The following is a 21698-nucleotide window of genomic DNA, read 5'->3' as shown; positions in this document are numbered from 1 at the left end:
CCCCTCCTTGGAGATAAGGAGGGGCTGATATCAGCAAAAGAGGGTATAAGCTCGTTCCAGATAGCGCTGTACACGTTCAAGATCGAGATGGTCGGCTGCATCCCGCAGCGCACCTTCAGCATCGATGCTGAGGTGGGGAATGGCCTTGATGAGCGGCTCAATCTGGTCCAGGAGCTCGAGCGACAAACCGCCTGCCACGCCGATCCCGAGATTCGGGAAGCGTTCGGCAATGGGGACGAGAAGTCGCATCATGTAGGGGACAGACAGGGGAATGCCATGGCCGGCGCTCATATCGACGAGCACGCGCGCAATGTCATTCTTGTACGCCTGCAAGCGTGAGCAGATTTCCTGAGGATGATGGTTGCAGGCTCCGAGCGCATGCTTCCCAAGTTCGAGCGTAATCGGTTTTCCGTATGCGTAGACTCGGCTCGGTGGAGGCCATGTCATGTTGAGCTGGATTCCATCGAGATGAGGCCCGACGGCATTGGTCAGATACTTGAGTCGCTCCGCGAGTGAATCGGCATCATCCGCGTGATAGTGGAGGATATTCAGTACGCGTCGATCCGGAAAAAAGAGATCGGAGATATCGTGCTCATTGGGGTGGCGCTGAAGCCAGTGATTGGGCTTGCGTGAGATTCCAGGGGCGCAGGCGAGGACACCAATCATCAGTTTTCGTTTGACGCCTCCGTTGGTTTGCTCGATGGCATTCAATGCGGCGAGTGTCTTTTTTACTTCTGAGCGGTGCATGAATCCAGTGACGCCGATATAGGGATGCATGGTGTTTCCCTTGGAAAGAGCTGGGTAAGTATGATGGTATTTTTTATTTTGTCAATCCTTGCTAAGGTCTCGGCCGGAGGTAGCTCATGGACCAGGTCCGCGTCGTCTACGCTCTCCAAGAATTTCCGGATCCAAAAATTCCCTCGATCTTTCTTGCGGGGCCTACCCCGCGCAAGTCGTACACCAAGTCATGGCGTCCGCGGGCGCTTCAGATGATCCGGCGCTATCGCCAAGACCCCGTCGTCTACTACCCTGAACCAGAGGCCGCGGACAAGTGGAGTCCGGACGACGACGCGCATCTCAACTGGCGCCGCAACGCGATGATGCGCTCCACGGTCATTCTCTTTTGGGTCGATCGTAAGATCGATGCCATGCCTGGCTTCCGCACCAATACCGATTGGGGCTATTGGACCGCCCGCGATCCGGAACGGCTCGTGCTGGCTTATCCTCTTAAGGCTCCCGGCATGCGCGGAATGTACAACGACGCTCTTTGCTACGACATCCCGTACGTCCACTCGCTCTCCGCCGGCATTAGCGTCGCCGTCGAGAAAGCCCTCCAACGGCGCCTCCTTCACTAGCCCTTCTCGGGATGATGAGGAGGGGAAGCTTGGTCAGGAGGCAGCAAGAACCCCGCACTCCGGTCTGGAGGGCGGGGCTTTTACTTGTTGACGGGGGATCTAAGTTATTGTACTAATTACAGTAACACTATGGATAAGGGAAAAAACGATCACATCAAGTTTGCGATTCTCGCGACAGATGTCGCTCTTTTTAGTTTGAAGGACGGCGAGCTCCTGGTCAGGGTGATCGATGTGGATCGTCCGCCGCATTTTGTTCATATTCCCGGCTTGCCTGGTGGATTAGTTCATCCGGACGAAACCGCATTACAGGCCGCCAAGCGCCTTCTCCAAACAAAAACCGGCATTCGTTCTAATCACGTGCACTTAGAGCAGCTTTTTACCTTTGATGCCGTTGATCGCGATCCGCGCGGGCGTGTCGTCGCGGTCGCACACCTTGGTTTTGTTCCATGGGCCCAGCTGAGCGCGCAAGAGCAAGAAGATTCTGAGAGCGCCAAGTGGATCGAGGCTCATCGCCTGCCAAAACTCGCCTACGATCATAAAGAAATAATGCAGCTTGCACGCAAACGTCTCGCATCGCGCGTTACCTACACAACATTGATCAGCAAACTTCTTCCCAAAGAAATTACGCTCACAGAATTGGAGCAAGCCTTTGAGATTATTACCGGAAAAGAAATCGACAAACGCAATTTCCGTAAAAAACTGCTCAAGCTCGGACTCTTGAATGAACTACCGCGCATGAAAAGCGGCGCGCGCCATCGTCCCGCCAAGCTCTACGCCTTCAAATCAGACACGGTTCAAGAAATCGAGATCCTCTAAGATAAAAAACACAGAACCCCGCACTCCAGTTTGGAGAGCGGGGTTCATTTGTTCAGCGTGGTACGACGTGATGTGCGAGGCAGCGCGGCTCGTAGGTCTCGCGTGGCGGACCTTGCTCGAGAATCGGAGAGTCCCAGTGCGCCGGCTCGCCGAGGACGAGGCGTTGCGAACGTTCTGCCTGGAGCTGGCAGACCGTACACACGGCCGTGAGCTGCGTGTACTCGTCAGCGATCGTGCGCAAGGCCTCCATGATCGGGTACGGTTCACCGCGGAAATTGGTGTCCCGTCCAGCCACGATAATCTTGCATCCGCTACGCTTGAGCTCCTCGAGCACATCGCTCACCCAGAGTTCCTGATCCTGGATTTCATCGATCGCTAGCACCTTGTCGCTGTGAGTCCAGCGCCGGAGGTCATTGGCTTCTTTGAAACGTAGTGCGTACTCCGATGGGCCGGCGCGTGAGAATGCGCGCATCTCGTTCCCGTACCTGCCGACAGGCAAGCTGACGACGGCCGAGAGGTTCATGGTACGCAGGAATGCCACCCGGTTGAGCAGGAGCGCCGATTTGCCGGAAGCCATGCATCCGGCGAACATCGTCAAACTACCAGCCATTCACGTTTACCTCTGTTAAAGGGCCTTGCCCAGCCTAGCACGTCCGCCCCCGATCAGTTATGCTCATGTCAATCTATGATCGGTTCGTTGCGCGGCCAAATACTGGAAAAAGGCCCAACATGGCTCCTGCTCGAGGTTGCCGGTATCGGCTACCGTATTAAGGCGAGCCCGGCCGTCCTATCAGCTTTAGGCTCGAACACGCCTTCCTGTACACCCATGACCATATTCGTGAAGACGCCCATGATTTATTCGGTTTCCTGTCCCTCGCCGATCTCGAACTCTTTGAACGCCTCCTCACCATTTCCGGCGTTGGTCCAAAATCGGCCATGACGATCATGTCCGTCGGAACCGCCGACCAGGTAAAAAAAGCCATCATGTCCGGCGACCTCGCGATGATGACTTCCGTCCCGGGTGTCGGAAAAAAGACGGCCCAAAAAATCATTCTGGAGTTGAAAGGCCAGCTCGTCGATGCGGATACAGCGTCCGGTCCGGATACGGATGTCGTCGATGCGCTCGTCGGTCTCGGTTACTCAACACAACAGTCGCGCGATGTGTTAAAGATGGTTAAAGCCACCGAGCCTTCCGAGAAGATTCGTGAAGCATTAAAATATTTATCCAAAGCATAAGTATGGATTGGAAGCTTTGGCAGGGGAGCGATCAGGAATGGGACGAGCGCGTCTCCGCTTTTCCGTATGCGCAGTTCGCGCAGTCTTCCGCATGGAAAACCTTTCAGGAGTCTCTCGGCCGCCAAGTCATTCGCGTGAGCAACGGCGATGCATACTGTCAGCTCGCACTCATCAAAAAGACCATCGGTTCCTATTGGCTCGCTCAACGCGGTCCAGTCGGAGAATCTTCCGGCAATTTTGTAACCCAGATCGCAGCCCTTCTCCCAGGTTCTGCCTGGTTCATCCGCTTCGAGCCCGTCACATCGATACATGCCACGAGCTACTCGCTTCCGCCAAGCCTGCTGCGACGTCCCTCGCATGATCCAAGCGTCACACGCCTGCTTGATCTCTCGGTAACGGACGAAGAAATCCTTGCGCAGATGCATCACAAAACGCGCTACAACATCCGCGTCTCCCAAAAACATGAAGTCATGCTGCGTGAAGCAGATACGGTCGATGAATTTCTTTCCCTCCAGCGCGATACCGCCAAGCGCGACCGCTTCTTTGCGCAAAGCGATTCCTACATCCGCAAGCAATTCGATCTTTTGAAGCAAAGCGGCACGGCGACGATTCTCCTTGCAGAAAAAGACGGCCAAGCCCTCGCCGCCAACTTCATGCTGACCTTTGGCGATACGGCAACATATCTTTACGGAGCGTCCTCATCTTCCAATCGTCAGTTGATGGCGCCATATCTCGTGCACTGGGAGTCGATGCTCTGGGCCAAACGCCAAGGATTTCACTACTACGATTTTTGGGGCATCAATCCTGTCGACAAAAATCATCCGGATTTCAAAAAAGCCTGGGATGGCATCTCGCGCTTTAAAGCTGGTTGGGGAGGAGCGGTGATTGAGCTCCCGGGCACTTACGATTTTCCGCTCAAGCCCTCGCTCTACAACCTTGCAAAATCCATCCGCAGAATTTGAAAACCCTCCAAACGGAGGGTTTTCTTAAGGATACGGACTAAAGATGGACTAGTGCTTGTGATCGTGGCCATGTCCGCCGCAGCACTCCTCGTCTTCACCCTGGCAGCAGTCCTTGCCTACCATTTTGTGCGAGACAGACCAATGTCCCGGACCTGTCATTGCCAAAGCAACGGAGATACCGAGCAAAGCAAAATCAAGCTCGCCAGCAGGGAAGCCGAACTTCTTAACCATGCCGAACGCAACCAACATGACAATGGAAAGAAGGATAGCAGCCGGTCGCACAAAGATGCCGAGGATGAGGGCAATACCGCCCAAGAACTCGGTCAAAGCAACAACCCAAGCAAAGAACATCGGCATTGGAAAGCCGAGATTTCCGACCATACCCGAGAACATTTCAATACTCGGATTACCGGTCAATTTACCCCAGCCGTGTACCAAGAAAATGATACCAGCCACGATACGGATAATGAGCAATGCCTTGTCGATACGCATCTCATTTCCGACGCAATCCGTCTTGCACAAAAGTGTTTTCATAGCATCTACAGGATACCAAAAAGCCTACGATTACGCCCCTCTCGTCAAGGATCTCAGCAGAGCCTCTTGGCTCGCATCCAAATGGGCCTCGGGCCGAGAAGTTTTAACGATATTCCAAGCATCTTCAAAAGTACGCCCTCGTTTCATGATTAAAAAAGCCACATAAAAGGATGGTGCGCGTCCATGACCATTCTTGCAGTGAATATAAACGCTTCGTCCTTCCCGCAACATCTCTTCCAAGGCTTCGCATCCGATACGAATGGAGTGCATGGTTGGCGGCTGATGATCCGGTGTCGGTAGCCACAGATAGCAGTCGACGCCTATCGGCTGGTCGATCATTTCTCCTTCAAGAGAAATATCGCAAGTAATCCCTTTGTCGAGCAATTCGCTTTTAAAATGATGTGTACAGCAAGTATTTGTCCCGATAAAAATCTGCGCCTCGATCTGAGAGAACTCCATCTGCTTATGAGGCAAAAAGTCATGGTTCATACGGGATATCGTACCACGAGTTGTCAGGTTTTTGCCTCGCGGCCGTTCTCATGATACGAACCATATATCTATGAATACCAACCTCACCAAATTCGTTGCCGCGGGTTCGATTTTGGCCCTTTTGGGCGCCGGCTGCATGGGCTCGGAGCCGGCTCCAACCACAAATGCTCCGGACACCAAGGCACCACCAGTAGCCACGCAGCCAACCGATACCAAGCCGACAGACACGGGCACCAAGCCAGCTGATGCGGCAACGTCGACTCCCGCCACACCGACCACTCCAACAACCGGAACAGACCCAGACCGCGCTGTCGATGAAAAAGAGCTCCCGGTTATCGATGGCACCTGGAAGATCTATAACAACGTGGCTAATAAGTTTTCATTCCAGTATCCGACCAAGGGCCGCTATGCTCCGGAATGGAATGTAACCATTCTCTCTCAGGGTGATGCGCGTTTGGAAGACGGGTGTAAAAAGCCGGAGGCAAACTTGCGCTCAACATCCGGACCATTTGTCATTGGAGACACATCGTTCTGCGTCGTGCGTGAAGTTGATGCCGGTGCAGGTCAGCGCTACTTTACGGATTCATTCACCGCACCGCGTGGCGACAAGTTCATCCTGATTACCTTTAGCAAGCGTTTAGCGAACGGTGACTTGTTTGATGACGAGTCGTGTCATGGAAAAACAGTCATTTCCTCAGGTACAACCTGTATCCTTTTCGATGAAGCGCTCTACCGTGCTCATTTGGAACAAATCGTTGCCACCTATCGCCACGAGTAAGAAAATGAAAAAGCGGTCCGACCTAATGTCGGACCGCTTGCGTTAAATGGTGTTTTTTGGCAAGATTCAGCCCGCTGAAGTCTTTGGGCCGTTAGCTCAGTTGGCTAGAGCACTGCCTTTGCAAGGCAGGGGTCGTCGGTTCGAATCCGACACGGTCCACCATACAGAAATCCCCCAATCGGGGGATTTTTGTTTACGTCCAATCCCTTTACAATCCGCCAATATTATGTTTCACTCCGGCGCGGAGGTGTCCTTTGTCATCACGTAATCGTCAGCAGGAAGTTCTCGAGCATCTGGCGGGCTACTACCAGATCGCGCTCCGTGATCCCAAGCTCGACTACATGTGTATCAGTTTCTGGCTCGCCAAGCCCCTCGGCAACATCCAGCTCCCGGCCGAGGGCCTGCTCATCGTCGCCATCAAGGGCGAGGAGAAGCGGATCCTCGAACCGGAGCGCCTCGACACGCACATCCTGCCCAAGCGGCCGGACGTCTGCGTCTCGCGCCTCGGTATGCGGCTCAAGCGTGACGCGTTGCCCGAGGACTGGATCGACAACTGCGAGATCTCGTTCGGGCGATCGCTGCGCACGTTCCCGTTCAGGGGGCCGAGCGACATCTCTGCTTCGCTCCGACCCGAGTCGGTACGTCCGCCCCCGGCCCCGCTGCAGGAGGCGGCTTCTCCGTGAGACCTCGCTCTCGGAGGAGTCTGTTTGGGAGGAAGGTCTGGAATTTCCCGGCCTTCTCTCCCGAGAGGCTCGGCGAGTACGTCGTGCGTGAAGTGCGGGTAACCCACTGGGTGCGCCTGAACCGCTTCATGATCACGATTAACGTGACGGCCTCGCTCTACAACCAGCACGTCAGCGGCTTCTCCCTGCTCAAGCGACTGCGCTTTGGCTTTGAGGAGTGCGAGCGCCCCTTCTTTGTGAGGCAGATGTCGGTCATGGAATCGACCATCACCTTCCTGGTGAGCGGTGCTCCCAGCTATCTCGAGCGCTTCAAGCGTTCCGCCCCGCTCCTTCTCCAGTCCGTCCGGAATCCCAACATCAAGCTCAGGATTCCGGTCTACACATTCGGCGTCCTCGAGGTCCCCAAGCCCGATCCTTCCGACCCCGACATGCCCTTCTGAAAAGCGCCCCGTCCATCTCTGGATCGGGGCGCTTCTCTATTTGTTTTATTTGGCAGGATTAAGCGGTGTCTTTCCAGAAAGAACGGCAATCAGATTTTCCGCCGCCCCTCGGCTCATCGATTGTCGCGCTTCAATCGTTGCGCTTGCCGTATGCGGCGTAAGGACGACATTCGCAAACTGTTTCAGTTCGAGTTTGTCGGTCAAATCACAATCAATCGCAGGTTCGCATTCAAACACATCAAGCGCGGCTCCGGCGATACGCTTGGTTCGCAAAGCTCGCAGCAACGCTTTCTCATCGACCACAGGTCCGCGCGCTGTATTCACGAGAAACGCCGTCTTCTTCATCAAAGAAAATTCTTCCGTTGAAATCAAATGTTTGGTCGATGGCAGCAGGGGAACGTGCAAAGACACAAAATCAGAAACCTGAAGTAATTTCTCGAGCGGCAATTGCTTCGCATCAAACTCTTTTTCAAATTCCGGATTGCGGCGCATATCGGCATACACGCATTTCATTCCAAATCCGTGCACGGCCTTTCTAGCAAGCGACATGCCGATACGCCCAAGTCCAACCACGCCAATCGTTTTTCCTTCTACATCGGTTCCAATCAAGTTATTTGGCGACCAACCCTTATATTTTCCCGCCTTCGCATAAACATCAGATTCCGGAACGCGATGCGCGAGCGCAAGAATTAATGAAAAAGCATGCTCAGCCACAGATCGATTCACTTCATCTGAAGGCGTATTTGTCACCACGATATTACGTTCTCTCGCCGCCGCAAGATCGATATTATCAAAACCAACCGCGTAATTAGCTATCACCTTGAGCGATCCTCCCGCCGCATCCATCACCTCCGCATCGACCTTGTCCGTCAAAAGTGAGAGTAGGGCATCACAGCCAACCACGCGCTTCAGGAGTTCTTGGCGGGGGATTATCTCGTCATGTTCGTAGACATCGACCTGATATTTCTTGGCCTTAAGCATCAAAATACCCTCATCGGCAAAAGGACGGGTGACAAAGATGCGAGGCATAGCGGTATTTTAGCACGTGTCACCCTGCTAAGGGGGACAGACTCACGCTACGCGTGGGTCAGGGGGTCCGGACCCCTCCGCCAGCCTTCTGGCTGTCTTCTCCCCTTGTCAGGGGAGAACGATCAGGCCCGCTTAGTTCCCAACACCCTTATCGTCGCTAACTTTAGCACCGGCAACAACGCATTCACCACCAAAAGCAGCAAAACCTGCTTCGGAACCACACCCAAATCTCTAAAAAACCGTTCGCCAACGAACAGCGCCAGCGTGTTATTCATGTACAGCATGCACAGGGCAATCGTCATCCGATCCGCAGAAGAACGCCATTGAACGATGTAATAACCACCCCAAGTCATCGCTCCAAGCAAAACCATGGAAATAACCATCATCCAAGCATCGCGCATCGTAAACGTAATCCCTCCGCCACCTTGCGTGCTCGCGACAATACCCGTAATCAAAACACCAAATGCCGCAACAGAAAGATTGCGCCACAAGCCATCCAGCTTCTCAACCTGTTTTGGTACCGCTCTCTTCACAAGCATCGCCAAAACAAAAGGCGCAACAATCGTGAGCGACAATGACCAGAACATGCCAAGCGTATCGATCTCAACGCTCTGACCAATCGCGATTTTTGTAACGAGCGGAATCGTGAATGGAGCGAGAAGGGAAGTCACTGTTGTGATCACGAGCGCGAGCGATGTTTTACCTCCAAAAAATTCCGCCATCAGCGCAATCGTCATTCCCGTCGGCATCGCGCCAAGAATTAAAAGCGCGACAGACCACTCTTGTGAAAGAAACGATGTTGGAATGAAGAGCGCAAACGGCATGATCACAAGCATGTACAGCGTTGTGATGACGAGCATGCGCCAGTCTCTTGCGTAGGAAACAACTTCACCAAGAGAGAGTCTAAGACTGGAAAAGAAAAAAACGAGAATGAGGAGCTGTGTCGAGTACGTGTTCAACACGGTCAGCTGGGACGGAAAGACCAACCCAAGAATGATGCCGATCAAGATCACGAGGATCTGGTTCTCCGTCAAAAGGCGTTTCAGATTCTTGATGTTCAACATGCTACAGCGGAAATTTCTTTAAGATACCGGCTTTTGCCCCCATATGCGTCACCACCCCGATCGCATTCAAGAGTCCGGCACGCAGCGCATCATCCAGGTAATATCCCTTGGCCAAAGCGCCAACCAAGCCGCTTCCAAACGCATCTCCGGCTCCGGTTGTATTCAATCGCTTGCCGCGCAGTGCTGGTGAGTACAAAGTTGCACCATGCGCGCGGACATACGCGCCGTTCTTTCCGTCGGTAATAACGAGCGCTTGCCGCGGAAGTTCTCCGAGTTTTTTCATCGCATCATCCAAAAATCTTGGCGCCACATGCGCAAGCATCGCCGCCTCCTCGCGATTCACGAGTAAAACATCCGTCGCTTTCAAGAACGGTAATAATTTTTTACGACCAAGTTCCAATTCCGCATTCCCCGGATTCCACGCAACGCGCGCGCCCATCTTTTTTGCATGATCAAAAATCGATTTGAGCGACTTCACATCTCCGCCGATCGATGTCAGATAAATCCATTTGGCTTTGTACGGACGATTCACGATTTTCCCGGATCGATTCCAAGGAAATTGTTTTACATCCAAATGACTTGCTGCTCCACGATGCGTCAAAATACCGCGATACCCCTCGCCAGAAACAAGAATAATTGAATATGCCGTTGTCCGTTCTTTGTCGCGCTGGATTCCTGTTGTATCGATACGCTCGGCCTTCAGCTGCCTCACGATACTGTCTCCGACTTCATCAACCCCGACGCGTGAGAAGCAAGCGGTCTTCAACCCAAAGCGGGAAAAGGTAACAGCCGCATTTGTCGCCCCGCCCCCAGTCGCAAAAACCAGCTCATCAATCCCGAGCTTGGAGCCAAGGGGAATACAGGCATCAATCCCATCCGGAGCCGACCCATCAGGTCGTTCCTTCCAGCCAGCGCTTTTAACAAAAACATCCTGCGTCGCCGAGCCGATGGTTATCACATCGAAATGTGGCATTTGTGGCTATGTTATCACGTTTGCAATTCATGATCACGCAACATAGTCACGCAACATGAAAAAGGCAGCGCACTTCAGACACGAATCTAAAGCTTGATGACTATGACCATGTTGCGTGATTATGGCTAACCCTAGCCATTGGCTAATATTAGCGATGTCAGTTCTTTAACAGAATATTCTGTAAAAAACCGCTAACAATCGTTAGTAATATCCGCTAACCTTAGCCAATAATAATGTTCACTTTGCTTGACAAAAAGGACTTATTGTGCTATATTATATGGTCAGTAAAGGAATGGGTTGGTCGCCATTTCACAATAAAAGACTCAAGCCAGTCCGCGACCACGGGCTGGTTTTAGTCTGTCCATGACCATTTCGGTCGTGGCTGAAAACCAAGGAGCTCCCTGTGAACCAGACCATCCGCCTCATCCTCGCCCTCATCGCCTTCGCCCCCATCACCGCCAACATCTCCGGCTGCACCAGCACCGCCCTCGCCGACACGGACAAGACCGTCCGCGCCCCCGAGGTCTACCTGATCGGCGAGGCCTCGAGCTACGTGGAAGACGGCGTCACCATCACCGTCGAGCCCGGCGTGCTCGTCCTCTACAACTGATCTTCAACGGTGTGCCCCTGCACCAAACAAAAAACTTCTCAGGGGACTCTTCTTGGACTTCTGACCAACCTCGCAACATCGCGAGAGGTCGGAGGTCAAAGGTGGAGGTTCTCATGACCGCACTCTTCGTTTCGTTCACTGCGCTTCTGCGTGCGCTCCGCGATGGCATCGTCACCGAGAGCGATCTCGCGACCGGCCTGTTCTACTTCGGCTGTCGGCGCCAGCACGCCTTCGATCCCTCGGGCAAGTACAACGAGGTGAAGTGGTTCTACAAGAACGACGCCGAAGGCCAAGCGGTCCACGGCAAGATCGTCGACGCGCTGACCAAGGCCGAGGCCGATGGCCGCGCGCTCTGGCGAGACGCCGACGACGGCGAGCAGTCCTTCGAGCGTCTGAACACGATGCTCGTCGCTCACGACCTGAAGCCGCTCGGGCTACAGCTCGAGAGCTTCTCCGACGGAGGCCAGTACTCCTACCCGGGAGTCGCCGAGCGCGTGAAGGAGGCCAACCTCCCGCTTCGCGTGATCCTCTAGCTCCTTTCACGGTGTGCCCCTGCACCAAACAAAAACTTCTCAGGGGACTCTTCTTGGACTTCTGACCAACCTCGCAACATCGCGAGAGGTCGGAGGCCAAAGCTGGAGGCATACGATGCTCAAAGATTTGATCGGAAAGATCGTGACTGTCGCCCAGTTGCGAAACGAAGAAGTTAGAGCCTCGCATATTCGCGGTGAGCTCATGGAGGTCAACGAGAGCATGATCTGTCTCCGTGTCACCCGAGAAAACTGCGGGGTCCCGGAGGACTATCAGAGCAAGAACTTGCGCTGGTTCAACACCGGCGCCAAGAACTTCATCAGCATCGACTATTCTCCACCGAGCACTTCACGCTATCGCTAGCTCCTTCCCTTCTTAACCTCTGAAGCCGCGGTCCCCGTCACTCGTCTTGACGCAGGCCGCCCTCTTCTTGGCTCCATCACACATTGTGGTGGACCTAAGCCGGAGGCACAGAATGAACCAGGTGATCTTCTACGCACTGCTCACCGTCTGCGCGATCCTCGGACTGTTCATGAACATCGATGGTCTTCGCAAGTACTTCCGCCACGAGCAGAAGTACGATCGGAACGCGACGGAAACGGCTCACGTCGCACATCTGTTGCGAGCGGGGATGGGTGCATGCGGCCTTTGGTTCTTCTTCCTGGGCTTCAAGGTCGACGGAATCAATCCGGAGATACCTCTCTATCTCGCGGTAGCGTATGTGGCCGTACACATCGCGGCGGTGAGCTGCCAGATCCTGTACTACAGCACCCGCAGCCTCTGTGAGATCTACAAGAAGAGACGATAGCTGCACCTTCCCTCTCCCGTTCGACCGTCTGGGTGAAACCAGCGGCACGAACCTCCCCTTGGCTCCACGACACTCTCGTCGCGGACCTAAGCCGGAGGCAATCATTTGAACAACAGCCCGCTCGCTCGTCGCCCCATCGACCTCGCCGTCTACCGCAACCGTCGCGTGGTCCGCCACGTCCCCGAGCCCGAGCCGCAGAAGCGCAACGAAAAGCTCGTGGTGCTCCGCGGACGCCAGCTCGACGCGGTGATCGCGTACTTGCTGCTCGCGGTCGTCGTGAGCTCGATCGGACTCGCCCTCTGCGTCAACGCGGTCTACGTGATCGCGCCGCGCGTGCCCGACTTCCTTCCTGTCGGCGTGGTCTTCACCTTTGGGGTGATGTTCACGTCGATCGGCATCCGCTTCATCTACAAGGCCCGCGCCGCGTGGAAGGAGTGCGATTCGTTCGACGACAAGCTCGAGCGCCAGCGGGAATCGCTCGCCAGCGTCATCCGCCCCGTCGAGCGCAAGCTCCCGCTCCCATTCCACGACAGGATGCAGTGATGCATCCGACGGTCTACCCATGGACCGAAACAAAATCTTCTCATGGGCTTTCTCTTGGATCCGCGACTCGGTCGTGGATCAACGATGAAAGAACAGCAACAACTCACAACAAATTCGGAGGCTCCTTGAACAGCATCAAGCAGATCGCGCTCGCCCTCGTCGCCCTCATGGCGATGAACGGCTGCACCACCATCAACATCATCTTCGGCGGAAGCGACAGCAGTCGAGCTGAGCTCGATTCCGGCGCAAGGCCGATGCTGATGGGCGACGCCGGTATCCCGATGGGGGATGCGGGCATGTACGTCGCAAGCGACGCGGCACCGCTGCCCACGCCCGACGCGGGCAGCGACAGCGCCGTCATCGTCGAGGCCGACGCAGCGATCGGCCCCGCGATCATCATCGAGCCGCACACCATGCGGCAGTCGACGATCCTCGTCGCCGGACCCGATGTCTGGCAAAACGTCGCGAGCTACCGCTTCCGCGCGAGTGATGGTTCCATCGCTTCGCTCGAAGGCGTCAACGTCATGCTCGATGGCGACTACGGCGACCTGACCCAGGTGTCGATCGCTTCCGAAGGAGTCATTCGCGGATCGGGAACGTTCCCGTCCGGTGCTGGCTCCTCGTACACGCGCATCGACATCACCGGCTCACCGATCAGTGTCGGCACAGACGGTTACGGCTACTTCCAGATCTGGGTGCGGGTTGCAAACGTCCAGTCGTCGGCATCCGTGAGCGGAGCAACGGTCGGCGTGTGCAACTCTGGCGACCGTTTCCGCCTCGGTGCCTACGGCATCGAGTATCGCATCGGAAGCACCGTCGAGAGTACGCACTTCGATCCCATGTACGGGAACGAGTTCGTGGTCCGACGCACCAAGCCAACGGTCACGCGTCAGTCGCTCTCAACGACGACGCTCGCCGACGGCTCGAGCCAGGACCTCTACCGGTTCCAGGTCTCTGCCGACTCAGCGGGTTCGGTCTCGTTCCACTCGATCGCGTTCACCGCGATCTCGAGCGGCGACCTGACGTTCTCGGGCTTCGGTCTCCGTCGGGGCTCGACCCTGATGAACACCGCGGACTACGACATCGTCGACGAGTACGCCAACAACCTCGAGGCCGGCGCCATCTCGTTCTCGAGCGGCGTCTCACACCGCCTCATCATCGTCTTCCACGACGACGGTGAGACGGTGACTGGGAGTGGCAGCTCCTACACCCTGCAGGCTGTGCCGAGCGATGTGCACGCGGGTGACACAATCTCTCTCACGTTCCACCGCACGTTGAACGGCTCGACGGGCTACCTGCTCGACGATCCGATCCACTCGGCGCTCGACGTGAGCCCGTGGGGTTCGGCCGGCACGGTTCCTCCGATCGCTGCCGGATTCATCTGGTCCGATCTCTCGGAGGTCCCGCACTCCGACTTCTACGGCTGCTGCGGCGGCTCCCGCGACTGGACCGACGGCCTCTACATCGAGGACCTCACTCAGACGCAGACGCTGTCGCGCTAGTTCTTTCACGCGTCACGCGACACGCATCGCGCGACATACTCTGGATCGAGCCGCACCGTTGTTCACTCAACGGTCGGCTCTCCTCTCGGACCCATCACAATGTGTGGTGGCTCCAAGATGGAGGTTCGCATGAACATCAGCAAGATCGCACTCGCCCTCATCTCCTTCATGGCGATGAACGGCTGTACCAGCATCAACTACGCCTGCCCGGCACCCGCGTCCGATGCAGGTCTGCCGCTGAGCGACGCCGCCACGGTCCTTGCCGACGCGGCCCCCATGCCGACGCCGGATGCAGGATCCGATGCGGGCACCGACGCCCATGTCGAGCCAGACGCCTTCGCCGCGCCTGATGCGCATGTCGCACCGCTCGGTCGATATGCGTTCTGCGATCCTTGGACGCCCGACGTCGAGCATCGCGGAGGATTCCGCGGCTGCTGTGCGATCGAGGGCGTCTTCCCGACGGCAGACCATGTCGAGCCGGGAATGCTGGTGAAGGGATCTGGAAGCCAGATCTACTACATCGCCAACGATGGTAACCGATACGTCTTCCCGACAACCCAGTTCCTCACGAGCTGGTATCTCGATCCATCCCGCGACGTGCGGTTCGGTCGTGACGACTACGCCTGCGGACAGGTGACGCAGATTCCAGATGAGCTGCTCGCCTCCATCCGAATCAACGGCAATGTGCCGATGCGTCCCGGTGTCGTAACCGTCGCGATCATCACGGATCCCGCGAGCTACGTCGTCGACCACGGCAATGTCCTCCGAAGGATCGCCGACCCGACCGTCACGTACTATCTCGCCGAGCCGTGGCTGCGCGGACGCGACATCATGATGATGGATGGGTTCTTCGTCACGTTCTGCGTCGGCGAGACGATCATCAACGCTGAACTGTTCGACGGCGACCGCCTCTACCGCGAAGCCACGATCCAATACGAGATCGACCACTACTGCGGCAGCTAGCACCTTCCAATCGCTGGATCGAGCCGCACCGTTGTTCACTCAACGGTCGGCTCTCCTCACTGGCCCCCGCAACCCGACGCAGTGTCGAGTTCGGTGGCCGATGATGGAGACATTCATGATCATCGCGATCACGCTCGTCGTCTTGCTCTTTCTCATCGCGCTCGTCGTCGGTGAGATTCTGTTCCGCTCGGGCCAAGCCGGCATCATCGCGCTCGGCATCGCCTTTGGCTTCCACAACTTCCGCCCCGGCGAGCTCACGCGCACCCCGTTCTACGCGCTCACCATGACCATCGCCACCATCCTCGCGATCGTGGTCATCGTCGTATCGGTAGCGATCTCATGATGCGCACCAACCGCCCTTTCTCTTCTCGCTTCTACCGCCTAGATGAAACTAGCGGCCGGAAGCATCTCTTCTCGGACTTCTGACCAACCTCGCAAGATCGCGAGAGGTCGGAGGTCCAAGGTGGAGGTAAATGATGACCAGTTCCTTCAATGCCCACGTCGAGTACCGTCAGCCCTCGTACACTGACCTCAAAAAGGCGTACGACTGGGTGGACGTCCCCCTCAACGGCGCGGTTTTCAAGGCGATCGACATCTGCAAGGACGTTTCGACCGAGAGTCGAGAGATCGAGTTCGAGTTCGTGCATCTCGACAAGGAGATGCACACGGACGCGATCCTCGCCGAGCTCGACCGCCTCGGGTTCCGCCCCGCTCTCTATGAGGAGCTGCTCGGCTTTACCAAGCAGTACCCCGACGAGCAGCGCAAGTTCCCGATCGTCGCTCTCGGCTCTGTCTGCTGGCAAGGCGGCGGTCTCGGCTCGCCGTGCGCGAACGGGGGCGACGCCGGTCGCTACCTCGGCATGTACTGGATCGAATATCCGTTCCGGTGGGTTCGTGGCTACATCTTCCTAGCCGTCCGCAAGTAGCACCTTCCCTTCTTCATCCTAAGCGCGGCCCCGTCACTCGTCTCGACGCTGCCGCCCTCTTCTCGGACTCATCACGCAGTGTGGTGACTCCAAGCTAAAAATAGAGATGACAAGTCTTCAGAGTGTACAGAACGCGCTTCCCGCGGATCACTACCGCATCACGGTCACCTCGACCGCGATCCCTGCCTACGCCGGTCTCATTGCCAACTACGGCGACGGCGTGAGTCGGGTGTGGTGCGAGGGCGACTACAAGCTCGAGCTCCACGAGTCTCTGCGCGAGCTCGAGCCCACCACTGGTGACAAGGTCGTCTTCATCAAGAAGTTCGACCGTCACACCTCGAGTGAGGAAGCGATCGAGTGGGGCAAGAGCCACGGCTATCGCCCGGCCTTCCCCTGCGAGCGCGAGGCCTTCTCCAAGGCCAACCCCGACATCCAGCGGAAGTTCTGGATCGTGGACCTCGGCTCCTTCCTCGTCGACGACGGCGGCCGGTATGTCCCGGTTCTGTGCGGCTCCGATGGCGGGCGCGACCTCGGCCGCTACTTGTTCGGCAACGAGTGGCATGCCGACGTCCGCTTCCTGTTCGTCCGCGAGTAGCACTTCCTTCCCGCCCCTTCACTTCCCCATAAGCGCGGCCCCGTCACTCGTCTCGACGCTGCCGCCCTCTTCTCGGACTCATCACAACGTGTGGTGACTCCAAGCTGGAGGATTGAGATGACAAGCTCTCAAAAAATAATCATACCTGATCTGACTACAGCCGAGTTCATGGCGAAGTTCGAAAGTAGATTCCGCCGCATCAGCTTGCACAGGTTCCATACCTTCGAATGGGACTTCATGCGCGGCGAAGTCGGCAGGTCATACGAAGCCATCGAGTGGGGTACCGATCAGGTTACGACCACAGAAGAAGCGCGTAAGCACTTCAAGGGGCTTAGTGTTGATGGGAACGTCCCGGCTTACCTCTGCTGGATCATGGAGAATGATCCCGAGGGTCACTCTTCGACGATCCCATTCGAGGACAGCAGGCTCTTCCGATGGTCTGATGGCCGCCTCGACTATCCATTCTTTTCTCGTCAAGGTCAGGATCGTGAGCTTCGTGGCGCCTGGATCGAAGATAGGCGTGTAGCAGGCCATCGTTGCATGGCTTTCCGTGAGATCAAGTAGTTTCTGTTCCTCCTTACCTTTCTGAAAGCGCGGCCCCGTCACTCGTCTCGACGCTGCCGCCCTCTTCTCGGACTCATCATCCCGTGATTCGCATCGTGCGAATTTTACGGGATGGTGACTCCAAGCTGGAGGTAGAGATGACAAGTCTTCAGAGTGTTCAGACCGATCTTCCCGCGGATCACTACCGCATCACGGTCACCTCGACCACGAACCCAGCCTTCGCCGACCTCAAGTTGGCCTACGACTGGGTGAGCGATGTGTGGAACGAGAGCGAGTACATGCTCGAGCTCCACAAGTCGCTACGTGAGATCACGCCTTCCGTTGGTGACAAGGTTGTTTTCCTCAAGAAGTTCGATCGCGCCTCCACGAGTGAGCAGGCGATCGAGTGGGCCAAGGGCAACGGCTACCGCTTAGCCTTCCCAGCCGAGCGCGAAGCCTTCTCCAAGGCCAACCCTGGTCTTCAGCGCAAGTTCTGGATCGTCGATCTCGGCTCCTTCATCGACAGCGGCGGCAACCGTCGGTACGTCCCGGTCCTGAGCGGCCGCGGCGACGAGCGTGGCCTCGGCAACCGCTGGTTCGAGCTCGAGTGGGACGCTGACCGCCGCTTCCTGTTCGTCCGCGTGTAGCACCTTCCCTTCCGCCCCTTCACTTCCCCATAAGCGCGGCCCCGTCACTCGTCTCGACGCTGCCGCCCTCTTCTCGGACTCCCGATCAAACTCGCGCTACTGCGAGAAATCGGGATTCCAAGCTGGAGGTTCTAGATGAATCAATTGGTCGCAACCGACATGTTCCTTCTCATGATCGATGGCATGAAGCAATTCACGGTCACCGATCTCGACTTCCTGCGCGAGCAAGTCCGCCTGTCCGTTCCCCGCATCGCGGGACTCGGCGGCTGGCCCGTATACATCGACGGCGAGCGCTCGCTCGTCTCGCGTGTGCCCACCATGTTGGACACGGCCCCCGGCTTCGACGCCGGCATCGCCTGCGCGCTCAACATGATCCCGGCCGAGAAGCAGACGCTCTCCGCCACGCTCCACGCCGCCTACACCGAGGCGGCGGTCGAGCAAGTGCGCAGCGAGTTCTACCTGGGCCTCGGCAGCGAGGCGTCCATCAAGATGGATGCCGAGTCCGAGACCTGCTGGTGGCTCGCCGCCTGCTCCATCTGCAAGGAGGGCGGTATCGACAACGAGTCGTTCGCCCGCCAGCTCCACGCGTTCCGCGCGCTCGCGCAGAATCCGCCCATGCGCATCGCCGCCGCGTACGACACGCTGCTCTCGATGCGCAAGAACTTCACCCTCGTCGACGGCATCCCCTTCGTCATCCGCGACGGCGGACTACAGGGCGCCTACATCAGCGGCTACGACTGGGGCGTCCAGTACAACGAGGTCTACGGCATCTTCTTCATCGGCACGTTCCGCCCGTCCCTCGGTCTCGAGAACTTCCCGTTCTCCGATCGCAAGGACGCGGAGGGACGTCCGATGAGCGGCCCCGTGCACGGCTCGCGCCAGTTCGTGAAAGCCAGCTCCTTCAAGGAGCTCGAGGCCGCCACGCGCTTCGTCCGCGAACACCTGGGTCCGCCCAAGAAGTAGTTCTTTTACTCTGTTAAACTGGCTCTGATCCCGCGTTCACTCGCGGTCGATCGGGCCTCCTCTCCGCCTTCTGTCCCGTGATCTGCATAGTGCAGACTTTACGGGACGGAGGCCGAAGATGGAGGTGCCAAGTGCACATTCGCAACACGTTGATGGTTCTGTTCGTCTCGTTCGCTTGCTTCGTCACTCTCGGCTGCAACTCGTCCCACATGGCGATGCCGATGGCTGACGCCGGTCCCACGATCGGCGACTCGGGCCCCGTCCTCACCGACGCCGGCCCTGTGCCGACCGTCGACATCACTCCGGGCGACACGCCCATGGGAGGTGATCTCATCGCAGGCGACGGCGAGTGGCACGAGGTCGCGCGAGCCTGGATCGGTCACAGCCAGGACCTGTCCGCGATCTGCCTCGAGCTCGATGGTGATCCCGCGGACATCGCAGATGTCGCCATCGCGTCTCTCGGGCCGATCTCGCGCACGACGTTCATGCACGGAGTGCACATGGGTGGCTTCTCGGGCAGCACGCATGTCTGCGTGGAGCTCGACGAGCACATCCGCACGCTCCCGCTGACCGACTCGCGCGTGAACATGCTCGTTCTCGTGCGCACGGCGCCACTCTCGTCGGGTAGCTCGTTCCGCATCGGCATCACCGGTGCAGACCAGATCCTCGACGACATGCGTTACAGCGTCGACATCGAGACGCTCTGGAGCAACCGCTTCGAGATTCTCTAGCACCTTCTCATCTGTCATTCCCGCGAAGGCGGGAATCCAGAACCAGACTGGAAGCCGATCCCGCGCTCACTCGCGGTCGATCGGCTCTCCTCTCCGCCTTCTGACGATTTCCGTCGGAGGCCGAAGCTGGAGGACACATGTACATTCGCATCACAATCATCACGTTGTTCGCATCGTGGATCTCGGGTTGCTATCTCTCGCATCAGCGCGAGGAGAATCCCGTTCCGCTTCCGGTCAGCGCCTGCACGCGGGAGTACAACCCCGCTTCCTGCGGTCCGCATCCGGACGGTCCCGCCAACTACTTCCACTACTGGCATGATCCTGTAGACGTGCTGCCTCCAAACGAGGTCGTCTACAAGGTGCGCATCACCTCAGCGATGGATGGCATGGTCGCCTATGGCGGCCGCATCCGATCCTACTTCGGCACGGGTGGCAACATCCGTGTCGTGGATGGGGCAGTCTCGGACGTGCTCGATCACGAATGCGTTCTCGACTGGCTCGAGTGCCGCAGAAGCGCCGAGTGGGATGAAGGAATTCCGGAACAGGAGCTCCCGATTGTCTTTGCCTTCCGGGTGAGGGCGGAAGAATCCTTCGGCTTCATCCTAGAAGGCGACTTCGCCGAGCGTTCCGGTGACGGATTTGCCGGACACACGGCAGGGATCGGAAGCGATTCCACGGCATCCTGTCCGGACGATGCGCTCTTGCATCTCTCGGTTCAGCGTTGTGATCCGGTTGCGCGCTGCTTGCCGGTCGAGGCCGAACTCGTCAGCACATCGCTGCGCATCGACGGCATGTCTCGTGACGTGTGCTTCGTACATGTGACGACAACACCATCATTCTGACCGTTTCTCTGCTTCTTCCGTCTGGGTGAAACCAGCGGCAGGAGGCTCCTCTTGGATTCATAACCCCGCCATGGTGGCGAAGGTCGTGAATCTCAGATGGAGGTGTGCAATGCACATTCAAATGCTCTCGTACCTGTTCCTTCTGTTCATCATCACGCAACCCGCAATGGCTTCCGCGCAGTCCGTCCTCGTTCTCGGCATCAACTCGATGGAAGGGGATGATGATCAGGCGCGTCGCCTGACGCATTCGCTCCGCACGGCCCTCGAGGCTCGCGGTTGCGATGTGTCGGATCGCGACATCTCGCTCGCGCAGATGGTGCTCGTTCACGATTGCGCCTCGACGAACATCGAGTGTCTCGATCGGATCGCGAACGCGATGTCTGTCGGCACGCTCGTCTTCGGTACGACCCACAGGGTCAACACCGACATCGCAGAAGAGCTCGAGGTCGAGCTCAACTACTTCGACCTTCACCAGCATCGCGTCGTCTCGCACTACACGGGCCGTCTTCCGCTGATGCCTTCGCAAGAGCAGATCGACAGCATGGCGTCTGTGGCAGGACCATCGCTCATCGACTGCCTGCACGTCTCGCCCAATCCGGTTCCGGCGGTCGCCGACGTCATTCCGCCTTCGTCCGACGTCATCCTCGATCCGCATCCGGCTCCTGCCTCGTACAACCACGAGTGGGCAGGCTGGTCGCTCATCGGTCTCGGTGCGGCGCTGCTCCTCGCCGACATCCCGGTCTGGATACGTCTCAACGATCTGAACAGCGACCCGTCGCTGATCGACTATCGTCATCGCCTCACGTTCGGTTCCGGCGGTGACGCCTGCTCCAACGCGAGCGACGGCAACATCCTCCCGGTGGATGGCCTCAGCGTCCCCGACGCCATGCAGCAGGTCGGTCACGTACGCGGCCTTTGCTCCGAGGGTGCAACGCTCGAGGCGCTGCAGTACGTCTTCCTCGCGCTCGGACTGGCCTCGGCTGGTGCGGGCGCCACGCTCCTGCAACCGGTGTCCTGGTCTCGCCTTCGGTCTCGACCGATCACGCGACCCTCACCGTTTCTGGCTCATTCTGAGCCATCGGGAACCTGCTCATCCAATGTAGAAATACATCGGAGTTGAGCCGGTTCCCGCACT

The 21698-nt window shown here is 57.4% G+C and carries 31 protein-coding genes and 1 tRNA gene; 25 read left to right on the top strand and 7 right to left on the bottom strand.

Translation table 11 applies throughout. The features are described from left to right. Window positions 1–30 precede the first annotated feature (30 nt). Window positions 31–777: a hypothetical protein gene (locus IPH19_03090; GenBank protein QQR60377.1), complete on the bottom strand. Its 747-nt coding sequence runs from the start codon at window positions 775–777 to the stop codon at window positions 31–33. Between the two features lie 86 nt (window positions 778–863). On the opposite strand from IPH19_03090, the gene IPH19_03085 reads away from it, so the two are divergent. Beyond that, a complete protein-coding gene (locus tag IPH19_03085) occupies window positions 864–1355 on the top strand; it encodes a hypothetical protein (protein QQR60376.1) in 492 nt (163 codons plus the stop codon). Window positions 1356–1484: 129 nt separating this feature from the next. Next, on the top strand, window positions 1485–2171 hold the full coding sequence (locus tag IPH19_03080; GenBank protein QQR60375.1) for an NUDIX hydrolase: 687 nt from the start codon (window positions 1485–1487) through the stop codon (window positions 2169–2171). Window positions 2172–2223: 52 nt separating this feature from the next. Here the strand turns inward: IPH19_03080 and IPH19_03075 are convergent, their stop codons facing one another. Next, on the bottom strand, window positions 2224–2781 hold the full coding sequence (locus IPH19_03075; protein ID QQR60374.1) for a thymidine kinase: 558 nt from the start codon (window positions 2779–2781) through the stop codon (window positions 2224–2226). Between the two features lie 75 nt (window positions 2782–2856). Between IPH19_03075 and IPH19_03070 the strand changes: the two genes are divergently transcribed. The 3 genes from IPH19_03070 to IPH19_03060 are packed head-to-tail and all read left to right on the top strand — an operon-like array spanning window position 2857 to window position 4369. Continuing rightward, window positions 2857–3111, top strand: coding sequence for a hypothetical protein (locus tag IPH19_03070; protein ID QQR60373.1), 255 nt, complete (start codon window positions 2857–2859; stop codon window positions 3109–3111). Further along, complete coding sequence (locus IPH19_03065; protein QQR60372.1) at window positions 3108–3407, top strand: hypothetical protein; 300 nt, start codon at window positions 3108–3110, stop codon at window positions 3405–3407. Before IPH19_03070 ends, IPH19_03065 begins: the two co-directional genes overlap by 4 nt. 2 nt (window positions 3408–3409) lie before the next feature. Continuing rightward, complete coding sequence (locus IPH19_03060) at window positions 3410–4369, top strand: peptidoglycan bridge formation glycyltransferase FemA/FemB family protein (protein QQR60371.1); 960 nt, start codon at window positions 3410–3412, stop codon at window positions 4367–4369. A gap of 48 nt (window positions 4370–4417) precedes the next feature. Here the strand turns inward: IPH19_03060 and IPH19_03055 are convergent, their stop codons facing one another. Both IPH19_03055 and IPH19_03050 read right to left on the bottom strand, forming a co-directional pair. After that, the gene (locus IPH19_03055; protein ID QQR60370.1) at window positions 4418–4903 is read right to left on the bottom strand and encodes a DoxX family protein; all 486 of its coding nucleotides are present in this window, start codon (window positions 4901–4903) and stop codon (window positions 4418–4420) included. A 30-nt stretch (window positions 4904–4933) separates the two neighbouring features. Continuing rightward, a complete protein-coding gene (locus IPH19_03050) occupies window positions 4934–5392 on the bottom strand; it encodes a dual specificity protein phosphatase family protein (protein QQR60369.1) in 459 nt (152 codons plus the stop codon). A gap of 70 nt (window positions 5393–5462) precedes the next feature. Here IPH19_03050 and IPH19_03045 point away from each other — a divergent pair, with 70 nt between their 5' ends. From IPH19_03045 to IPH19_03030, 4 genes are all read left to right on the top strand, one after another. Then, window positions 5463–6170: a hypothetical protein gene (locus IPH19_03045; GenBank protein QQR60368.1), complete on the top strand. Its 708-nt coding sequence runs from the start codon at window positions 5463–5465 to the stop codon at window positions 6168–6170. Between the two features lie 85 nt (window positions 6171–6255). Next, a tRNA-Ala gene (locus IPH19_03040) sits at window positions 6256–6332 on the top strand. 92 nt (window positions 6333–6424) lie between these two features. Next, window positions 6425–6853: a hypothetical protein gene (locus tag IPH19_03035; GenBank protein QQR60367.1), complete on the top strand. Its 429-nt coding sequence runs from the start codon at window positions 6425–6427 to the stop codon at window positions 6851–6853. A gap of 128 nt (window positions 6854–6981) precedes the next feature. Continuing rightward, window positions 6982–7293, top strand: coding sequence for a hypothetical protein (locus IPH19_03030; protein QQR60366.1), 312 nt, complete (start codon window positions 6982–6984; stop codon window positions 7291–7293). Window positions 7294–7338: 45 nt separating this feature from the next. On the opposite strand, the gene IPH19_03025 is transcribed toward IPH19_03030, so the two are convergent. The 3 genes from IPH19_03025 to IPH19_03015 form a co-directional block, all read right to left on the bottom strand. Beyond that, window positions 7339–8322, bottom strand: a complete 984-nt coding sequence (locus tag IPH19_03025) for a D-glycerate dehydrogenase (protein QQR60365.1) — start codon at window positions 8320–8322, stop codon at window positions 7339–7341. A 122-nt stretch (window positions 8323–8444) separates the two neighbouring features. Beyond that, window positions 8445–9386 carry a bile acid:sodium symporter gene (locus IPH19_03020; protein QQR60364.1) on the bottom strand — a complete coding sequence of 314 codons (942 nt, stop codon included), beginning with the start codon at window positions 9384–9386 and terminating at the stop codon, window positions 8445–8447. Between the two features lies 1 nt (window position 9387). Continuing rightward, window positions 9388–10359, bottom strand: a complete 972-nt coding sequence (locus tag IPH19_03015) for a carbohydrate kinase family protein (protein ID QQR60363.1) — start codon at window positions 10357–10359, stop codon at window positions 9388–9390. Between the two features lie 403 nt (window positions 10360–10762). Here IPH19_03015 and IPH19_03010 point away from each other — a divergent pair, with 403 nt between their 5' ends. The 16 genes from IPH19_03010 (at window position 10763) to IPH19_02935 (ending at window position 21683) form a co-directional block, all read left to right on the top strand. Beyond that, window positions 10763–10969, top strand: coding sequence for a hypothetical protein (locus IPH19_03010; protein ID QQR60362.1), 207 nt, complete (start codon window positions 10763–10765; stop codon window positions 10967–10969). Window positions 10970–11082: 113 nt separating this feature from the next. After that, complete coding sequence (locus tag IPH19_03005; GenBank protein ID QQR60361.1) at window positions 11083–11502, top strand: hypothetical protein; 420 nt, start codon at window positions 11083–11085, stop codon at window positions 11500–11502. Between the two features lie 115 nt (window positions 11503–11617). Then, window positions 11618–11863 (top strand): hypothetical protein, encoded by a 246-nt coding sequence (locus tag IPH19_03000; protein QQR60360.1) that lies wholly within the window; start codon window positions 11618–11620, stop codon window positions 11861–11863. Window positions 11864–11975: 112 nt separating this feature from the next. Further along, window positions 11976–12308, top strand: a complete 333-nt coding sequence (locus IPH19_02995) for a hypothetical protein (GenBank protein ID QQR60359.1) — start codon at window positions 11976–11978, stop codon at window positions 12306–12308. Window positions 12309–12413: 105 nt separating this feature from the next. Beyond that, window positions 12414–12851, top strand: coding sequence for a hypothetical protein (locus tag IPH19_02990; protein ID QQR60358.1), 438 nt, complete (start codon window positions 12414–12416; stop codon window positions 12849–12851). Between the two features lie 125 nt (window positions 12852–12976). Beyond that, a complete protein-coding gene (locus tag IPH19_02985; protein QQR60357.1) occupies window positions 12977–14353 on the top strand; it encodes a hypothetical protein in 1377 nt (458 codons plus the stop codon). Window positions 14354–14482: 129 nt separating this feature from the next. Further along, window positions 14483–15316: a hypothetical protein gene (locus IPH19_02980; GenBank protein ID QQR60356.1), complete on the top strand. Its 834-nt coding sequence runs from the start codon at window positions 14483–14485 to the stop codon at window positions 15314–15316. 115 nt (window positions 15317–15431) lie between these two features. Continuing rightward, complete coding sequence (locus IPH19_02975; protein QQR60355.1) at window positions 15432–15659, top strand: hypothetical protein; 228 nt, start codon at window positions 15432–15434, stop codon at window positions 15657–15659. A 133-nt stretch (window positions 15660–15792) separates the two neighbouring features. Then, window positions 15793–16242, top strand: a complete 450-nt coding sequence (locus tag IPH19_02970) for a hypothetical protein (protein ID QQR60354.1) — start codon at window positions 15793–15795, stop codon at window positions 16240–16242. Between the two features lie 106 nt (window positions 16243–16348). Further along, a complete protein-coding gene (locus IPH19_02965) occupies window positions 16349–16837 on the top strand; it encodes a hypothetical protein (protein ID QQR60353.1) in 489 nt (162 codons plus the stop codon). Between the two features lie 168 nt (window positions 16838–17005). Continuing rightward, window positions 17006–17401 carry a hypothetical protein gene (locus IPH19_02960; protein ID QQR60352.1) on the top strand — a complete coding sequence of 132 codons (396 nt, stop codon included), beginning with the start codon at window positions 17006–17008 and terminating at the stop codon, window positions 17399–17401. Window positions 17402–17538: 137 nt separating this feature from the next. Continuing rightward, window positions 17539–18027 carry a hypothetical protein gene (locus IPH19_02955; GenBank protein QQR60351.1) on the top strand — a complete coding sequence of 163 codons (489 nt, stop codon included), beginning with the start codon at window positions 17539–17541 and terminating at the stop codon, window positions 18025–18027. 135 nt (window positions 18028–18162) lie between these two features. Beyond that, window positions 18163–18990 (top strand): hypothetical protein, encoded by an 828-nt coding sequence (locus tag IPH19_02950; GenBank protein ID QQR60350.1) that lies wholly within the window; start codon window positions 18163–18165, stop codon window positions 18988–18990. Between the two features lie 131 nt (window positions 18991–19121). Then, on the top strand, window positions 19122–19721 hold the full coding sequence (locus IPH19_02945) for a hypothetical protein (GenBank protein ID QQR60349.1): 600 nt from the start codon (window positions 19122–19124) through the stop codon (window positions 19719–19721). Window positions 19722–19858: 137 nt separating this feature from the next. Then, complete coding sequence (locus IPH19_02940; GenBank protein ID QQR60348.1) at window positions 19859–20563, top strand: hypothetical protein; 705 nt, start codon at window positions 19859–19861, stop codon at window positions 20561–20563. 109 nt (window positions 20564–20672) lie between these two features. Beyond that, window positions 20673–21683: a hypothetical protein gene (locus tag IPH19_02935; protein QQR60347.1), complete on the top strand. Its 1011-nt coding sequence runs from the start codon at window positions 20673–20675 to the stop codon at window positions 21681–21683. The last annotated feature ends 15 nt before the right edge of the window (window positions 21684–21698 follow it).

It is taken from the genome of Candidatus Uhrbacteria bacterium, assembly GCA_016699205.1.
GTDB lineage: Bacteria > Patescibacteriota > Patescibacteriia > 2-12-FULL-60-25 > 2-12-FULL-60-25 > CAIXDN01.
The sequence above is the reverse complement of the archived record's forward strand: the minus strand, read 5'-3'. Positions and strand labels throughout refer to the sequence as shown.